Raw genomic sequence first — 18005 nt, forward strand, 5'->3', positions numbered from 1 at the left:
GGGCACTCCGGCGTCGTCAATTCAGTCTTTCGTTTTCGTGAGCATTGCATCCTGACTGAAATACTGTTTATCTTCCCAACGTAGCATTGTCAACTTACCTCCCCAACAGCAGCCTGTATCCAGCGCATAAATACCATCAGGAGCACCTTGTCCTTCCAGCGCAGCCCAGTGACCAAACGCAATGGAATAATCTTCAGGAATGTTGCGCGGTAATTCGAACCAGGGTTTCAGCGGAGCAGGGGCATTTTCGGGCTTAGATTTACAGATCATATCCAACTGACCATTTGGGAAACAATAACGCATCCGGGTCAGTGCATTGGTGCTGTAACGCAGCCGGGCAAGGCCACTTAACTCAGGGGCCCAGTTATTTGGCATATCCCCATACATTTCATTGAGAAATAAAGGATAACTGTCACTGCGAAGAATGGCTTCCACTTCACGGGCACATGTTTTGGCAGTCTCTAAATCCCATTGTGGGGTGAGTCCTGCATGAGCCATGACCAGTTTCAACTCATCATCGATTTGTAACATTGGCTGTTTTCTCAGCCAATTTATCAATTCATCGATATCTGGTGCAGTGAGCAATTCATCCAGTAAGTCTTTCGGCTTATTGCGGCTGATTTTTGCGTAAACAGCCAACAAATGCAGATCGTGATTACCCAACACCAGTTTAACTGCTGTGCCGAGCTGTTTGATATAACGAAGTACTGCCAGAGAGTCAGGGCCACGAGCGACCAAATCGCCCGTTAGCCACAACGTATCTTTGCCGGGATGAAAATCAACTTGTTCTAATAAGGCACGTAATTCACGGTAACAACCGTGAATGTCGCCGATAAGGTATGTCGCCATAATTAATTAATCAGTGTTGGAATTGCCAGTCGAAATACGGGAATGGCGGCCCGAAATGGGTGGCCCTCGTGATCAACCATTTCATAATGACCTTCCATCGTGCCCAGAGGTGTTTCCAGGATTGCCCCGCTGCTGTAGCTATACTCTGCTCCCGACGGGATCAAAGGTTGTTTCCCCACAACCCCTTCACCCTGAATTTCGGTTCGGTGACCATCACTGTTGGTTATGCGCCAGTAACGGCTAATCAGTTGCACTGGGAAATGCCCAAGATTGCGAATTGATATTGTATAAGCAAATACAAAGCGCTGTTGTTCCGGCTGTGATTGACTTTCTACATAGGTACTTTGTACTTGAATATAAATTCTTGGTTCATTGAGCATAGGTGCCTCCTGTTACTGTAACGACTGTTTGTTGATTTCAGGCAACTTCAGACTGAGACGATAACCAGTTTGCCATTTTACAGTATTGCTCGACAGAGATGTTTTCAGCCCGAATGGTTGGATCAACACCCAGTTCAGATAACTGTTCAGCAGAAAAAATATTCCCAAGGCTGTTACGGATAGTTTTTCTCCGTTGGTTAAACGCTTGAGTTGTGATCCGGGCTAACATGTTAATGTCCTGAACCGGATAAGGTATGGTCTTGTACGGGATCAGGCGCACAATAGCGGAATCCACCTTTGGTGCCGGCGTGAATGCCGTAGGCGGTACCTCAAGAACAGGGATTACTTGACAGTAGTATTGAGCCATCACACTTAAACGCCCGTAGGCTTTGCTGCCCGGGCCAGCGACAAGACGATTCACCACTTCTTTTTGCAGCATAAAGCTCATATCAGCGATAGCATCAGTATAGCTGAAAAGGTGGAACATCAATGGCGTGGAAATATTATAAGGCAGATTACCAAATACACGCAGTGACTGCCCGCGCTCTCTGGCAATCTGACCAAAATCAACAGTCATCGCATCTTGTTGAATGATTGTCAGCTTATCTTTTAGTTTCGGATGGACATGCAGTCTGGCCGCCAAATCGCGGTCAAGCTCGACGACCGTCATTTTATCCATGCGCTCACCAACGGGTTCAGTCAGTGCTCCCAGACCCGGGCCAATCTCCACTACAGCCTGACCAGCCTGTGGGTTTATCGCATCGACAATGCTATCAATAATAAACTGATCGGTTAAAAAGTTTTGCCCGAAACGTTTACGGGCATGGTGCCCTTGATGGACTTTATTATTCATTACTGTTTTGTATCATTTTAATTGCTAGATTTAATGCGGTGATAAAACTACCCACATCAGCTTGACCTGTCCCCGCCAGCTCCAGTGCTGTGCCATGATCGACAGAAGTTCGGATAAATGGCAGACCCAATGTAATATTCACGGCCCTGCCAAAACCCTGGTATTTTAACACGGGTAGCCCCTGATCGTGATACATAGAAAGCACAGCATCGGCATTATCCAAATATTTGGGCTGAAAAAGTGTATCAGCGGGTAATGGGCCTTCCAGCCATATCCCTTCTGCTCTCAGGCTATCCAGCGCAGGAATGATCACATCTATTTCTTCATGCCCCATATGCCCGCCTTCACCCGCATGGGGATTCAGGCCGCAAACATAGATGTGGGGACGTTGGATACCGAATTTGGTTTTCAGATCATGGTTGAGAATGGTGACAACTTCCCTGAGGGAATCAAAGGTAATCGCCTTGGGAACATCTAAAATTGGCAGGTGTGTCGTTGCCAGCGCCACCCGTAACTCTTCTGTTGCCAACATCATGACCACCCTTGAGCATTGGCTGTGGTCAGCAAAAAACTCAGTATGTCCGGTAAAAGGCACGCCAGCTTCATTAATGACGCCCTTATGCACCGGTCCTGTCACCAGAGCAGAAAATTCCCCATTCAGGCAACCATCGCAGGCTTTTGCCAGGGTTTCCGTGACATAAGTACCGTTTTCTCGGTTCAATTCACCCGCAATGGTCGGAGATTGGAGAGAGACAGGCAGAATAGTCAGGGTTCCGGCTGCTTGTGATGAAGAAATGTGTTCAGGGGAGTATGTTTGTAGTCTTAGAGGTAAATTCAGTTGTCTGGCCCGGGAGAGCATCAGCTCTGGATCAGCACAGACTACCAATTGGATAGGCCACTCTTTTTGGGCGAGGGCAATCACTAAATCAGGACCAACCCCGGCCGGCTCGCCGGGGGTGATGACAATGGGGTTGATAGTGGATTTATTGTTGTGCATCGCTACCATCTAAAATTTTCACATAAGCAGAGGCGCGTAATTCTTGCACCCAGCTTTGTGCCTCTTCATTGAATTTACGGTTGAACAGCAGACGGTAGGCACGGTCTTTCTGTGCTGTATCAGTTCTGTCAACTTTGCGGCTATCAAGCAGTTGAATTAAGTGCCAGCCGAAAGAAGAGTGAACGGGTTGGCTGATCTCACCTTTTTGCAGTTTGGTCAATGCGTCACGGAAAGCAGGGTCATAAGCACTCGGCAAATTCCAGCCCAGTTCTCCACCACGCATGGCGGAACCGGGATCTTCAGAATACTCTTTTGCTGCTGCTTCGAATGTCGTTTTGCCGCTTAAGATTTCTTCCCTGAGTTTCATTAATTCGTTACGCGCCTGCTCGTCATTCATAACCGGTGATGTCTTCAGCAGAATATGACGGGCATTCACTTCAGTGACCGCAATCGGCGTCTGACCACCACGGATATCATTCACTTTCAGAATGTGAAAACCCACACCAGAACGAATCGGGCCAATGATCTGTCCCTTGTGCGCAGTAATCTGTCCCTTGTGCGCAAGCTGTTCAGCGTACAGGGTTGGCAATTCCTGCAACCTGCTCCAGCCCATATTTCCCCCTTTCAGGGCTTGGCTATCACCAGAATATGCGATGGCCAATTTGCCGAAATCCCCGCCACTCTTGAGTTCAGACAAGATTTTTTTGACCGTGGTTTCAGCTTTTTCTACCTGAGCCTGATCCGGATTTTCTGGCAGAGGGATCAGAATATGGCTGATGTTCAATTCCGAGTCCTGACTATTCTGGCTTTCGAGCTGATTCGCCAGTGAATCAACTTCCTGTGGCAGAATAGTGATGCGGCGGCGCACTTCATTATTGCGTACTTCCGCAATCGTCATTTCCTTGCGGACTTGGTTGCGGTAGGTATCAAAATTAATACCATTTGCGGTCAGGTTCTGTTTCAGCTGGGCCATGCTCAGGTGGTTTTGGGCTGCAATATCGGTGATTGCAGAATCCAGGGCTTGATCGGGGATGGTAATTTGCATCTGTTTTGCCATTTGCAAAACGATGTCATCCATAATCAGGCGCTCAACGATCTGATGACGCAGTGCTTCTTCATCCGGTATTTGCTGGTCTGCATGCTTTGCATTGAGTTTAACGGATTGTAAGAGGCTGTTGACGTCACTTTCCAGTACGACATCATTGTTAACAACGGCAGCCACCTTATTGAGTTCCTGCGGTGCTGCCACTGCGACAGTATTTACTGAAAACATCAATCCGAGAATGAGCGTTCTCCAGTTCTTCATACATTTCCCATCATATCAATCCCGCCTTGGCGGGGTTATTGTGTATACGTTGTGTTTATCGGTATCAGAGTTTATCGGTATCAGAATGCACGCTGGTATGGAAGAATACCTTGCTGTAGCATTTTCTGGCTACCCAAACTGTGATTGTTACTTAAGCCACGAAGTTCAACATTGAATGACCATTTGTTGTCATACTGACTGCTGCCGAACCTCCAGTTGACGATTTTGCGTTCATAGCCCACATTGACTGCCCAACAGCAAGTGTTGTATTGCAGGCCAACCATCTGGTTCGCAGGTTGTTTCTCTTTGGTATCGTAGTAATACGCTCCGACAAATGCCCAGTGATCCGTCAATGGCCAGCTTGCCACCATCCCAACCTGCGAAATACCCTGTTGATAAGCTGGCGCACCGCCTTTGAGCGTGGCCTGAATATAATCGCGGTCAACAAAACGATAGTTTAACTGCAATATGCGATCAGCATCACGACGGTATTCCACTACTGCATTGCCCATGGTTAAACTGCCCAGACGGTTATCGTATTGCAGCCCGCCTTTGAGCCCCCAGGAATCATTGATTCTCCAGTGCGCATCTCCGGCCCATGTCGTGGCGCCCGTTCCCTTTTTGTTGCCGATGATATCTTTAGAACCTGAATTAGGTTCAGTATCTTCAGTACGTGGACGTTCAAAGTAGTAGATTTGACCTACGGACAGGCTAAAACGTTCAACTAAATCTTCATCATAAATGCGGGTAGTTACACCCGTCGTAAATTGATTGGCAGATGAAATGCGATCTAACCCACTGTAGAAGCGGTCACGGAACAATCCGGTATAGTCGGCTTGCAGCAGGGAGGAATCAAAGTTGTTAATGTTATTTTGATTCTTGTAAGGCACATACAGATACTGAACGCGTGGCTCCAGCGTCTGGGTGTAATCCTGATTAAAATACATGGCGCGTTCAAACACCATCTTGGCATCTGATTTAAATACAGGCAGGAGACGGTTTACTGATCTCTCCAATAAGGCCGTATCTTTATTGGCTTTGGTTTCCTCAGTAAGATCCTGTTGGTAATGCGTCGCCATCAACTTAAATTCATTGTTGATGCTGGCCCAGCCGTTGGAGAGCGGCAAGTTAATGGTGGGTTCCAGATGCCAGCGTGTTGCATTTGGCCACTGGTTACCAACACTGGTAAATTTAGCTGCTTGGGCATAGGCATTAAAATCAAATGGCCCTAAATCGTTTTTATAATAATGCAGATCCAACTGAGGAGTTGCCCGGTAGGCCCTTCTTCTATCGTCAATGGTAAAAATCTGGAACTGTTTGGTTGCGAGTGTGGCATTCCAGTTCTGTTGCGCATAACCAATACTGAATTTCTGGGTCGCATAACTGTCCGTGCTAGAACCATACTGAGAAGTAAAGTTACTGAAATAGTTCGGATCACTGACTTTGGTATAGTCGGCGCTAAAACGCCAGACCTGATCCATGACACCACTATGATTCCAATAGAATAACCAACGGCTATTACTGTCCCTCTTGGCTAAATTCTTATCGAATTTTTTATCATCTGCATACAAGCGATCATTATGGATCCAATCCAACGCAACCGTACCCGTACCGGCTTTAGTCAAGTAACGGAATTCATTGTCCAGTTTCAAGCCGCGCATAGTGATAAGATGCGGAGTGATCGTGGCATCATAATTAGGTGCGATATTCCAGTAATACGGCAGCAGGAATTGGAAGCCATCTTTATTGGAGAAACTGGCATTGGGGATCAGGAAACCAGAGCGGCGTTTATCACCAATCGGTAACTGCAAATACGGGCTGTAAAATACCGGCACATTGGCAACCCGGAAACGGGCGTTCCAGATTTCAGCCACTTCTTCTTCGCGATCCAAGATCACTTCGGAACCGACAACACTCCAGCTATCATTGCCCGGCAAACAAGAGGTAAATATCCCGTTATTTAAAATGGTATAGCGGTTTTCATCACGCAGCATCATCTTATCTGCGCTGCCACGTCCCTGGCGGCCAACCATTTGGTATTTGCCTTGTTCCACGTCGGTGTCTTTATTGTTCAAATTAGCCCAGGCACGTGGCCCTTTCAAAATGATCTGAGGGTCATCATAGCTGACATTACCTGTTGCGGTAATAGTACGAACGGGTTCTTTATCTTGTGTTTGCTCAAGCCTGACTTTATCGGCTGTCAGCGTTTTATTTCCCTGCCGGATATCAACATTACCAATGAACTCAACCGCATTAGGATATTCGCCACGAGTATCTTCGGATTTAATGTTAACGGGCATTTTATTGGGATCACCTGTGATAATCGGCTTATCATAGACAGGGACACCCAGCATACATTGTGCTGCGAGGTCAGCATGTGCCTGCTGACTGTAAAGTGCGGCCCATACCATTGTGGCCAGCAGGGTAGGATAACATTTGTTCATAGATGTTTATGCGGTTCCGTCATCAGTGCCATCGTGCCGGCAAATGTTCAGAGACTAACGTAGTTGAGATATATGCACCAGAGTAAAGTTTAACTTTGCTTATCTTGTTGTTAGGCACAGAGCTTAATGAATAGTATGATAATGCAAAATTGCGCTAAGGGCATTGGGGAATTGAAGACTATATGCAGTATTGGGGAAAATTATTTGGATTAATATTTGGTATTGCGTCTGGTGCTGGTTTTTGGGGGATTGTGATTGGCGTGTTGTTGGGTCACATTCTTGACAAAGTCAGGGCACGAAATTTAGGTGCCGATGCTAAAGGCCCGACCCGACAGTTACTGTTTTTTCGCAGTACTTTCCAAGTATTGGGGCATATAACCAAAGCAAAAGGCCGGGTAACAGAAACAGATATCCAGCTTGCCACTCAACTGATGGACAGAATGCAACTGCATGGTGAAGCCAGGCTTGCCGCCCAACAGGCATTTCGTGAGGGTAAACAGCCTCAATTCCCTCTGCGTGAAACATTACGACAATTACGGCGTGCTTGCTTTGGTCGTTTTGACCTGATCCGGATGTTTTTGGAAATTCAGTTACAGGCTGCATTTGCTGACGGTGAACTGCATCCTAACGAAAGAAAAGTTTTATTTGTTATCGCCGAAGAACTGGGGATTTCCCGTGTTCAATTTGAACAGTTCCTTGCTATGATGGAAGGCGGGCGTCATTTTGACGGGCAGAATTTTGGTGGGCAGCATCAGCAATACGGGCATTACCAAGGTCGTGGGCAGCAGCGTGCAACGTTGGCAGATGCCTGTAAGGTATTGGGCGTCAATGAACAGGATGACGCCACAACCATTAAGCGGGCTTATCGAAAACTCATGAGTGAACACCATCCAGACAAACTGGTGGCGAAAGGTTTGCCTCCAGAAATGATGGAACTTGCGAAACAAAAAGCGCAGTCCATCCAGTCTGCTTACGATTTAATTAAAAAAGAGAAGGGCTTTAAATAGCGCTTATCCAAATGTGCCAAAAGAGCATACGTTAAAAATCTGCCTTGCACTCAAAATGCATTGGAGTGCCATAAGCCGGATGAGTAATGAAGAGTTCTTGGGCATGTAATTGCAGACGAGGCGCTAATTCCCTTGCCTGTTCATGGGCATAGAATCGATCCCCCAGAATAGGGTTGCCAAGTGCTAACATATGTACGCGGAGCTGATGCGAACGTCCTGTGATTGGTGCCAGCCTGACCCGCGTTGCTTGTGCTTCATACGCCAGTACCTGATACTCTGTCTGCGCCGATTTACCGGTTTCAAAACAGACTTTCTGTTTCGGACGATTCGGCCAGTCGCAGATTAACGGTAGATCCACCAATCCTTCTTCCGGCTCCAGTTTTCCCCATACCCGCGCGATATACACTTTTTTCGGTTCGCGTTCACGAAACTGGCGCTTCAATTCACGTTCGGCGGCTTTAGTCAGTGCAACAACCATAATACCGCTGGTGGCCATATCCAATCGATGTACTGATTCAGCGGTGGGAAACTCCGCCTGTACCCGCGTCATGATACTGTCCTTGTGCTCTTCTGCTTTGCCCGGCACAGAAAGCAATCCACTGGGTTTATTGACAACCATAATGTGTTCGTCTTGGTACAGCACATATAACCAAGGATCTGTCGGGGGATTATAAGACTCCAGCATAGTAGCTCCCATATGTTGAAGGATGGTTGTGTCGAAAAATAGTCGAATCGGAAAAAATAGTCGAATCGGAAAAATGACGGGGGCTTTCGTGAAGAAAACCCCCTGAGTTTAAAGCAATTATTGGCGATAAGCCATTATTGATAAACCGCTATTACTGGTGGGAAACTATTATTGATGAGAAACAACCACCAGACGAATAGCATCCAGACGCCAGTTAGCTTGATCAAGGTTAAGCAGCAAATGCTTGTGCTCAGATTCCACTGCGTCCAACTCATCATCACGGATATTCGGGTTAACCGCTTTCAGGGCTTCCAGACGTGACAACTCTGCTGACAGCACTTCATCTGCTTCTTTTTTGGCTTTTTCAATCAATTCACGCGCTTGCTTTTCAACCAGAGGCTCTGATTGCTGCAAAATCGCATGAACTTCTTGCTGTACCGCATTAACCAGTTTGCTGGCATTGTGGCGATTGATGGCATTTAATTGGCGGTTGAAACTTTCAAACTCTACCTGAGGAGCCAGATTGGTGCCTTTCAGATCCAACAAGAGGCGCACTGGTGTTGGTGGCAAGAAGCGGGTCAATTGCAGATGTTTAGGCGCTTGAGCTTCAACAACGTAAATTAACTCAACCAACAGCGTACCGACCGGCAGTGCCTTGTTTTTCAGAATAGAAACAGCGCAGCTTCCGGTATCTCCTGACAGGATTAAATCCAGACCATTACGGATGATGGGATGTTCCCAGCTCAGGAATTGAGTATCTTCACGGGACAGTGCTTTCTCCCGGCTAAACGTAATGGAGCAGCCATCTTGCGGTAATCCGGGAAAATCAGGTACCAGCATATGATCGGATGGTTGCAGGGCGATAATATTATCGCAGCGATCTTCCTGATTGATGCCGATAATATCGAACAGGTTCAGGGCAAAATTCACCAGATCCGTATCGTTATCTTGTGCGGCAATGGTTTCTGCCAGTTTCTGGCCTTGCTCGCCGCCGTTAGAATTCATTTCCAGCAGACGGTCACGGCCTTGTTCCAGTTGCTGTTTGAGTTGTTCGTGATGTGTGCGGCATTCCGTAATAAATTCATTGAAGCCCGCCTGCTCGTTTGGCTTGGCAAGGAAATTCAACAGAACTTCATAATACTTGTCATAGATAGGACGGCCTGTTGGGCAGGTATGTTCAAACGCATCCAGACCTTCGTGATACCAGCGCAGGAGAATCGATTGCGCCGTGTTTTCCAGATAAGGCACGCTGATCTTGATATCGCGGCTCTGACCGATACGATCCAGACGTCCGATACGCTGCTCCAGCAAATCAGGGTTGAATGGCAGATCAAACATGACGAGCTGATTGGCAAACTGGAAGTTACGCCCTTCGGAGCCAATTTCAGAACAGAGCAGCACTTGTGCCCCTTCTTCTTGAGAAGCAAAGTAAGCCGCTGCACGGTCGCGTTCCAACAGGGACAAGCCTTCATGGAATACGGCACTGCGGATACCTTCGCGCTCACGCAGAATTTGCTCCAGTTGCAGCGCAGTTTCTGCTTTGGCACAGATCACCAGAACTTTTTCGTCACGGTTTGCCATCAAGAAACCCAACAGCCATTCTACGCGAGGGTCGAAGTTCCACCATGTGGCGTTTTCACCTTCGAACTCCTGATAGATCCGCTCAGGATAGAGCATATCTTTGGCGCGTGCTTCCACGGTTTTTTTTGCGCCCATGATTTCAGAAACTTTGATTGCCGTCTGATATTGGGCAGGCAACGGTAACTTAATCTCGTGCAGTTCACGATGAGGGAAACCTTTCACACCACCACGGGTATTACGGAACAGCAATCGGCTGGTGCCGTGGCGATCCATCAGCATGGAGATCAGTTCACGGCGAGCATTTTCACTCTCTTCGTCCTGATGGCTGTTTGCTGCTTTCAGCAGAGGTTCAATATCCTGCTCACTGATCAGCTCAACAATCACATTTTGCTGATCATTACTCAGCGTTTCACCGGACAACAATAACGTGACGGCATCAGCAACAGGGCGATATTTCTGTTGTTCATCAATAAATGCCTGATAATCGTGGAAGCGATTCGAGTCCAGCAGACGCAAACGGGCAAAGTGGCTCTCTTGCCCCAACTGCTCAGGTGTCGCTGTCAGCAGCAGAACAGAAGGAATTTGCTCTGCCAATTGTTCGATAGCATGATATTCGCGGCTTGGGGCTTTTTCGCTCCATGCCAAGTGGTGAGCTTCATCCACCACCATTAAATCCCAGCTCGCTTCCAGCAGATGTTCGAAACGCTGCTTATTGCGGCGAACAAAATCCAGAGAACAGATAATCAATTGCTCGGTTTCAAAGGGGTTATCGCTGTCATGCAGCGCTTCGCTATATCGACCATCATCAAACAGCGAAAAACGCAGATTGAATCGGCGCAGCATTTCTACCAGCCATTGGTGTTGCAGACTGTCTGGCACAATGACCAACACACGCTCTGCACGTCCGGCCATCAATTGCTGGTGGATAATCATACCCGCTTCAATAGTTTTACCCAGACCAACTTCATCCGCCAGTAACACACGAGGTGCGTGACGCTTACCCACTTCATTGGCAATGTGTAACTGGTGAGGGATCAAACTGGCACGAATGCCACGCAGCCCACTTTCAGCCAGACGAAATTGTTCGCTCTGGTGCTTACGGGCGCGAAAACGTAGTGCAAAGCGATCCATGCGGTCAATTTGGCCGGCAAACAGACGATCCTGCGGCTTATTAAACGTCAGCTTGCTATCCAGAAAAACTTCCCGCAGGCAGATATTTTCTTCTTCGGTGTCCAAACGAGTACCGACGTAGATCAGCAGGCCATTATCTTGCTGAACGTCATCGATCTTGAGTTTCCAGCTTTCGTGACTGGTTACGGTATCGCCCACATTAAACATAACGCGGGTAATGGGGGAGTCATTGCGTGCATAAAGGCGGTTTTCTCCGCTGGCAGGAAAAAGCAACGTTACCATGCGCGGATCAAGCGCTACGACTGTTCCTAATCCAAGTTCGCTTTCTGTATCGCTTATCCAGCGTTGACCAAGAGTAAAGGGCATAAATTTTGGCTCAGTTTTCTGTTAGACAATGTTATTTATGGTTGCAGGATGGCTGCTTTTGTTGGATATCGATCATCATTGGTTATCGATAGGGATAGTTTTAATGGGCTTTATAGCACCTGTTCTTTGATAACGAGGTCACAAAAGTACCATTCCCCTTTAGAGGGGCGATATGTTAATTGATGCTGAGCAAGCCGTCACCTGCAAAAATATCCATTACTCAAAAGAGATGCTCATTTGCCCCGTCAGCAAGGTCATAAAGTCATCTTGAATAAATGGCAAGATAGCATCGGCAATCGGCATCAACTGCTTATTGATATAGTGCTCATAATCGGGTGGTGAAGTCTGATTTTCCAACGGTTCAGGCCCGGATTGGGTGATGATATAGTTGATCCAACCTCCGTTTTGGTACTGCAATGGGCGATTATGCTGTTGGTTATATTCATCCGCCAAACGTGCAGCCCTGACATGAGGGGGAACATTGCGCTGGTACTCGGACAATTTGCGGCGTAACCGTTTGCGGTAAACAAGGCGATCATCAAACTCACCTGCCAGTGTTTTGGCAATATATTCACGGAGATAATTCTGATGGGGTTTCTGATGGAAGATCAGAGCATATAGCTCTTTTTGAAATATTTGTGCGAGCGGTGTCCAGTCAGTTCTTACCGTTTCCAGCCCTTTGAAGATCACTTTATCGCCACTCAGCCCGGCATAGCGCTTTTTACTGCCTTGCTCCGCACCTCGTACCGTTGGCATCAGGAAGCGCCGATAGTGTGTTTCAAATTCCAATTCCAGCACACTTTTAAGGTTGAATTCAGTTTTTAGATGATCACTCCACCATCGGTTAACAAATTGCGCTAGCTTATGACCAATTTGGCTGGCTTCTTCTTCAGAATGGGGGCGTTTCAGCCAAACAAACGTAGAATCTGTATCGCCATAAATCACCTGATAACCCTGCGATTCTATTAAGTCACGGGTTTGATGCATGATTTTATGCCCCCGCATGGTAATTGAGGACGTCAGGCGAGGATCAAAAAAGTGACAGCCGGAAGCACCGAGCACACCATAAAACGCATTCATAATAATTTTCAGGGCTTGGGAAAGCGGAGCGTTCTGTTGCTTTTTAGCCTTGTCACGTTCGTACCAGATTTGCGTAACGATATCGGGCAGGCAATGTTGCGTACGGGAGAAAAATGCCTGCTTAAAACCGGGAACGGCATGTTTATAGTCGGGAGCGGCAATTCCTTCGACTATACCGACCGGATCAATCAGGAATGTACGAATAATCGAAGGATAAAGGCTCTTGTAATCCAGCACCAATACCGAATCATACAATCCCGGAAATGAATCCATCACAAAACCTCCCGGACTGTTATCGTCGAAATAAGTTGGCTGAACGGGAGCGACATAGCCAATCCGGTGCATTCTTGGCAGATAAAGATGGGTGAACGCAGCCACAGAACCTCCGCTGCGATCCACCGCCAAGCCTGTTACCGTGGCGCGTTCCAACAAGAACGCCATCAGATCCGCTTTCTCAAAAATACGATTGACGAGAATACAGTCCTGCAAATTATAGTGGGCGAGGGCGGGCTTATCTTCCTGAAAGCGACGATTGATTTCATCCATGCGGTCATAGGGATTATCAAGGGATTTCCCTTCCCCCAATAGCGCTTGTGCAACATATTCAAGGCTGAATGAAGGAAAATTCCACGTTGCGGTTTTCAGCGCATCAATGCCATCAATAATCAAGCGGCCTTCTGCTGAGGCAAAAAAGTGCCCTGCTTTGAAACCATGCTCCCGCCATTCGAGCAAACCATGATTACGGCCGAATTTTAGCGGCACGTTATAGCGTTCAGCATGTTGCTGTAACACCCTTAAATCAAACTGAATCAGATTCCAGCCAATAATGGCATCTGGGTCGTAATGAGCCAGCCATTCATTCAATTTTTCCAGCATCAATGGGCGGCTGGCGACATATTCCAGTTTGAAATTGAGATCCTGCTGGCTGCCATTTTTCGGTCCCAGCATAAACACGGTTTTCTCACCACATCCCGCCAGGCCAATGGAATACAATTCCCCATGCTGACTGGTTTCAATATCCAGAGATACCCATTTCAGCTTAGAGCGATAGGTGGGATTTGGCTTCATCTGATAGCTTCCGTCAGATTTTTGGCTGAACCAGACAGGGGCAGTAATAAAGCGCTCCATCATATACCGATCGGGGGGGCGAATATCCGCCTCGTAGAGCGGAATATCCTGTTCTTTAAAGTTTTTTTTCAGATATTGCAGGTGATGATATTGTAAGCAATACAGTGCTGCGACAGGCTGACGGTTGAAATCTTTTAGTGACAACGCCTTTAGTTGGCAATGTTTTTCTTGTGCCAATAAACGCTTGGCTTTAGGTAAATCATGTTGAGGAATAAAGGCAACGGCTTTTTGATGAGGAATGGTGATGCGACGTGTCCCGTTATCTGTCGCCAGCCAATACACCAACTCGATGCCAGACGAGGTATCTTTCCAGTGACGGGTCAGTATAAGACCTTGTTCAACGTGATTTATCTGCATGGTTTTCTTGAGTAAGAGCAATCAGCCATATCTGGTTTTGTAGAAGGTAATTTCAATCATAGCACTGATAGTGGTTATTTATACAGTATTTTTTGTGGAATTAAGGATTGGGGTGGGAATAAAAATTTTCCTGAAGAAATCGTATTTATTAATTAATATTGTAACTAAAATTTAGAAATCCATTTCAATGGATTTAATTTTATTAAGTTAATATCAATGATATTAACCAACTACAAAGATTGAATGCTTATTGATTGAGAGTCAGTACCTTTTGTTATTATTTTTAATTGTATAAGATGTTATCGTTTTTTATGGAGAAGATAAATATTAATTGAATCTGGTAAACATTGATGAATAATCCCAATAAACTGACTCAGACAGATATCAAAGCGTTACTGTTATTTCTAGCTTTCACGTTGCTTTATTTATTACCTGGTATTTATGGGCATACTCCCTGGAAACAAGATGAAAATTATAGTTTCGGTATTATTCAAACCATGTATGAAACGGAAAATTGGTTAGTACCCAAAAATGCCGGGCAACCTTTTATGGAAAAGCCCCCTCTGTATTATTGGACAGCAACCTCGTTTATACATTTATTGTCCCCTTGGCTTCCGATGCATGATGCAGCCAGAACCGCCACTTTATTTTTTTCTATAATCAACTTTTCCTTTTTCATTCTGTTATCCCGGCGTGTATTTGATGTCAGACACTTTACAGACAGCCGGATATGGATTGCTTTTGCTTTGTATGCAAGTGCTCCCGGCCTGGTTCGTCACAGTCACGATATGTTTACTGATACCTCATTGATAGCAGGAACAACCATCGGCTTATATGGCTTACTGGGATTAATCAAACAGGAAAAAACAAGTTACTCCTGTTTATGGTTAATTATTGGTACGGTTGTGACATTGTTATCAAAAGGGGTATTTATTCCGGGCTTATTATGGATTTGTTTGCTTCTTGCCCCCATTTTTCTAAGACAGTGTCGAACTAAACAATATGGGTTAAATACTTTCTTATCAGGCGTTATTGCACTGGCATTCATCCTGCCGTGGCCAGTCATGTTACTTGTTGAACATCCTGATTTATTTAAAGTCTGGTTTTGGGATAACAATATCGGTCGCTTTTTAGGTTTCTCTGTTGAAGACCTCGGAGCCAGAGGTAACTTGACCATGATCCCCGAAGCCGTACTTTTATTTGCTCTGCCATCAGGTGTGTTGGCTTTCATCTTCATATTAATGAATCCAATCAAGTCATTTTCTGATAAACATTATTTCCTTTGCTCCGCCTTTGTTGTATTAGGTGTTGTTCTATTGCAAATATCAGCCTCTGGTCGGGCATTATATTTACTGCCTTTTATTGCACCCATGGCAATTTTAGCAACAGAGACCTTCATTAAAATACCTCAAATAATCTATAAATATTTAACCTTATTTTCCTCCATACTTTGGTCTGTTCTGATTATATTTTTATGGGGCTGTTATTTCTTAGCACTTTCTACGGATTATAAGCACTGGTTAACGCCACTCGGCAGATGGTTGCCAATGAGTTATCAGATACATTTTTCTGGATTTATATTTACTAGCGCTGTTTTAATTACAGCAGTATGGGTAGTCAAAAATTGGCTTATTTCCGAATTACCCGCTTTGCGCGCTGCACAAAACTGGGTTCTGGGTATCGCCTCTGTTTGGGGATTAGTCTTTACATTATTTGTGGGCTGGATTGACTACACCAAAGGCTATCAAGGCACTTTTCTTGATTTAAAGGAGAAGCTAGCAGGGGTATATCAAGATAATGACTGCATGGCTTCATATAACATTGGCGAATCTGAAGCGCCAATGCTCTATTACTACGCCCATATTTTGCATCAACAACAGAAAACCTTTGATGCACCCAAAAAATGTGACTGGTTGCTTGTTTTATTTTTATCTGAAGAGATAGATCCTGCACCTAAAGGCATGGTGTTATTCTGGCAGGGGCACAGGCCGGGTCAAGATCGTGAGAATTTGGTAGTTTATAAAAAGGCGGGGTAGGGAGATAAAAATAATATAAATAAAGCGCCATTTAATGGCGCTTTATTTATAACTATAGGTAAAGTGTTTTTTTATAAAAACAACTATCTTATTCAGCATACAAGATAAATATATGTATTCAATATGTAGGAAATTTCATTTATTAGGATTCAATATTTTATTGAACGGGAAAAATACCAACTTGATTCCAAGAATCAATGACAATATCTGAAACTTGCTTGCCAAATAACGTTTTTGCATGTCTAACAGTTAAAGATGCAAATTCATCAAAGGTAGCTTTTTGTGACAGGCTCTTATCTAGTAATGTTTCATACCAAATTTTCCCTGCTCGTTGCCACGAATAGCCTCCTAATTTGGTAGCCAGTAAATAAAATGCCTTATTGGGGATGCCGGAGTCTACATAGTAATCCCCTGTATATTTATTCATATGGTCGACTTGAGAATCTTCTTCGTTGGCAGTTCCTGGTGCTTTCATCGAACGGTCTGCGATATTAGGATCGTTATTTGGATTGCGTTTCGGTCCTAATAGTTCTTTACCTAGAAGCCAATCAGATTCATTCGCTTTTTGGTTCTCCTTATATTGTCTTACCATAATCCCAAACACATCTGCAATAGATGCGTTTAGTGCTTCAGATTGATTAGAGTCTTTAAGGTTTGCTTCATATTCAATAACACCGTGAGTGAACTCATGTGCAATAACATCAATACAGCTGGTAAACCGATTAGTATAAGGGAATAACCCATCACCAAAAACCATTTGATTATTGCCCCATCCGGCATTTCCAATATTTGTTCCCCAGTGTACAGAGGCAATTAATTTAATCCCTCGATTGTCAATTGAATTACGTTCAAAAATTTTTTTATAAAATGTATAAGTTGTTCCAAGATAATCATAAGCTTCATTAGCAGCTACATCCTTGCTTGGATACTTATATTTTTCATCTGGGTACCAATCATCCTTTAAGATTATTTTTTTTAATTGCGGTTCACTTTGGTTTTCAGCATCGTAAATTATTCGGTTTAATTTATTATCTGAACCTGGATGATAGTTACCTAATCTCAGGCTAGTCTCAAGGGGGTTAATCTTTACATTGCCAGTATTTTTTAATTTATCTGATGTGTCACCTTTGTAATTGAGGTCGTGAATTTCATCAATAGGATTAAATGTATACAAAGGAATATTTCTTTTAAATATTTTCATAATCTAGTTCCTGTTATTGTAAAATTCTCTCTTTATTGCTCTTAATTAATTATTAGTCTAGGTTGCGAGGATTTTCCAATAATTAAATGAGTTTTTTTGTGGTTTTTAGATATTAATTTATAAATGAAATGAGATTTTTTAATAGATGAGTGATAATTATTTTATATTTATCTTGGTATTATATGCAGAGTGGTGATTGATATTTTGTTAATGTGGAAAAAAATCTTTGCTAAGCTAGAAAAATGCGATTGATTATTTATCTGAAGAAATAAGATTTGATCTCTAAGAGAATGGTGTTGTTTTGGTAGGGACATAGGCTAAATTAAGAGCGGGGAAATTTGGTTGTTTATAAGAAAGTGGAATTGGGTAGTATAAAAAATAATGAATAATTCATGCTTCTTTAGTGCCCGTTTAAACTGCCATTTTTGGGTAGAATTCTGAACATTACAAAGTTAAAAAAAGAATAATATCAAACAATTGTTATAACTTCTTCTCCATTGATTAATACATCTAAGCCACTGAGTATATCATGACCATATTGCTTGGATTCACATATTAAGCGCAACATCGTTATAAACGAAGTAAATGAGTTTTTGTCCCTTTA

Annotated in this window: 12 protein-coding genes; 2 read left to right on the forward strand and 10 right to left on the reverse strand. The window is 44.5% G+C overall.

The window, feature by feature from the left end; translation table 11 throughout:
• Positions 1 to 21 precede the first annotated feature (21 nt).
• The 6 genes from apaH to lptD all read right to left on the reverse strand — a co-directional run bounded on the left by apaH (position 22) and on the right by lptD (position 6829).
• The gene (gene apaH, locus AB204_RS14020; protein ID WP_047963987.1) at positions 22 to 849 is read right to left on the reverse strand and encodes a bis(5'-nucleosyl)-tetraphosphatase (symmetrical) ApaH; all 828 of its coding nucleotides are present in this window, start codon (positions 847 to 849) and stop codon (positions 22 to 24) included.
• 2 nt (positions 850 to 851) lie between these two features.
• Positions 852 to 1229: a Co2+/Mg2+ efflux protein ApaG gene (apaG, locus tag AB204_RS14025; protein ID WP_047963988.1), complete on the reverse strand. Its 378-nt coding sequence runs from the start codon at positions 1227 to 1229 to the stop codon at positions 852 to 854.
• Between the two features lie 37 nt (positions 1230 to 1266).
• Positions 1267 to 2082 carry a 16S rRNA (adenine(1518)-N(6)/adenine(1519)-N(6))-dimethyltransferase RsmA gene (gene rsmA / locus AB204_RS14030; protein WP_047963989.1) on the reverse strand — a complete coding sequence of 272 codons (816 nt, stop codon included), beginning with the start codon at positions 2080 to 2082 and terminating at the stop codon, positions 1267 to 1269.
• Entirely contained in the window at positions 2075 to 3079 is a 1005-nt protein-coding gene (gene pdxA / locus AB204_RS14035; RefSeq protein ID WP_200898243.1) for a 4-hydroxythreonine-4-phosphate dehydrogenase PdxA, read from the reverse strand. The genes rsmA and pdxA overlap by 8 nt, the downstream gene beginning before the upstream one ends.
• Positions 3066 to 4385, reverse strand: coding sequence for a peptidylprolyl isomerase SurA (gene surA / locus AB204_RS14040; protein WP_047963991.1), 1320 nt, complete (start codon positions 4383 to 4385; stop codon positions 3066 to 3068). The genes pdxA and surA overlap by 14 nt, the downstream gene beginning before the upstream one ends.
• A gap of 80 nt (positions 4386 to 4465) precedes the next feature.
• Positions 4466 to 6829, reverse strand: a complete 2364-nt coding sequence (gene lptD / locus AB204_RS14045; protein WP_047963992.1) for an LPS assembly protein LptD — start codon at positions 6827 to 6829, stop codon at positions 4466 to 4468.
• 182 nt (positions 6830 to 7011) lie between these two features.
• On the opposite strand from lptD, the gene djlA reads away from it, so the two are divergent.
• Positions 7012 to 7836, forward strand: coding sequence for a co-chaperone DjlA (djlA, locus tag AB204_RS14050; protein ID WP_047963993.1), 825 nt, complete (start codon positions 7012 to 7014; stop codon positions 7834 to 7836).
• 31 nt (positions 7837 to 7867) lie between these two features.
• Here the strand turns inward: djlA and rluA are convergent, their stop codons facing one another.
• The 3 genes from rluA to AB204_RS14065 form a co-directional block, all read right to left on the reverse strand.
• A complete protein-coding gene (gene rluA / locus AB204_RS14055; RefSeq protein ID WP_047963994.1) occupies positions 7868 to 8521 on the reverse strand; it encodes a bifunctional tRNA pseudouridine(32) synthase/23S rRNA pseudouridine(746) synthase RluA in 654 nt (217 codons plus the stop codon).
• Between the two features lie 168 nt (positions 8522 to 8689).
• Positions 8690 to 11599: an RNA polymerase-associated protein RapA gene (gene rapA, locus AB204_RS14060; RefSeq protein ID WP_047963995.1), complete on the reverse strand. Its 2910-nt coding sequence runs from the start codon at positions 11597 to 11599 to the stop codon at positions 8690 to 8692.
• Between the two features lie 216 nt (positions 11600 to 11815).
• Positions 11816 to 14158: a DNA polymerase II gene (locus AB204_RS14065; protein WP_411354718.1), complete on the reverse strand. Its 2343-nt coding sequence runs from the start codon at positions 14156 to 14158 to the stop codon at positions 11816 to 11818.
• 356 nt (positions 14159 to 14514) lie between these two features.
• Here AB204_RS14065 and AB204_RS14070 point away from each other — a divergent pair, with 356 nt between their 5' ends.
• On the forward strand, positions 14515 to 16200 hold the full coding sequence (locus AB204_RS14070; RefSeq protein WP_047963997.1) for an ArnT family glycosyltransferase: 1686 nt from the start codon (positions 14515 to 14517) through the stop codon (positions 16198 to 16200).
• A 157-nt stretch (positions 16201 to 16357) separates the two neighbouring features.
• On the opposite strand, the gene AB204_RS14075 is transcribed toward AB204_RS14070, so the two are convergent.
• Positions 16358 to 17401: a M4 family metallopeptidase gene (locus tag AB204_RS14075; protein ID WP_053067913.1), complete on the reverse strand. Its 1044-nt coding sequence runs from the start codon at positions 17399 to 17401 to the stop codon at positions 16358 to 16360.
• Positions 17402 to 18005: the final 604 nt, after the last annotated feature.

It is taken from the genome of Xenorhabdus khoisanae, assembly GCF_001037465.1.
Taxonomy (GTDB): domain Bacteria; phylum Pseudomonadota; class Gammaproteobacteria; order Enterobacterales; family Enterobacteriaceae; genus Xenorhabdus; species Xenorhabdus khoisanae.

Excerpts from the sequence above, each read along its gene's own strand:
- apaH (WP_047963987.1), bottom strand. The coding sequence starts at position 849 with ATGGCGACATACCTTATCGGCGACATTCACGGTTGTTACCGTGAATTA.
- surA (WP_047963991.1), bottom strand. The coding sequence starts at position 4,385 with ATGAAGAACTGGAGAACGCTCATTCTCGGATTGATGTTTTCAGTAAAT.
- rluA (WP_047963994.1), bottom strand. The coding sequence starts at position 8,521 with ATGCTGGAGTCTTATAATCCCCCGACAGATCCTTGGTTATATGTGCTG.
- djlA (WP_047963993.1), top strand. The coding sequence starts at position 7,012 with ATGCAGTATTGGGGAAAATTATTTGGATTAATATTTGGTATTGCGTCT.
- AB204_RS14075 (WP_053067913.1), bottom strand. The coding sequence starts at position 17,401 with ATGAAAATATTTAAAAGAAATATTCCTTTGTATACATTTAATCCTATT.
- rapA (WP_047963995.1), bottom strand. The coding sequence starts at position 11,599 with ATGCCCTTTACTCTTGGTCAACGCTGGATAAGCGATACAGAAAGCGAA.
- AB204_RS14070 (WP_047963997.1), top strand. The coding sequence starts at position 14,515 with ATGAATAATCCCAATAAACTGACTCAGACAGATATCAAAGCGTTACTG.
- pdxA (WP_200898243.1), bottom strand. The coding sequence starts at position 3,079 with ATGCACAACAATAAATCCACTATCAACCCCATTGTCATCACCCCCGGC.
- rsmA (WP_047963989.1), bottom strand. The coding sequence starts at position 2,082 with ATGAATAATAAAGTCCATCAAGGGCACCATGCCCGTAAACGTTTCGGG.
- apaG (WP_047963988.1), bottom strand. The coding sequence starts at position 1,229 with ATGCTCAATGAACCAAGAATTTATATTCAAGTACAAAGTACCTATGTA.
- lptD (WP_047963992.1), bottom strand. The coding sequence starts at position 6,829 with ATGAACAAATGTTATCCTACCCTGCTGGCCACAATGGTATGGGCCGCA.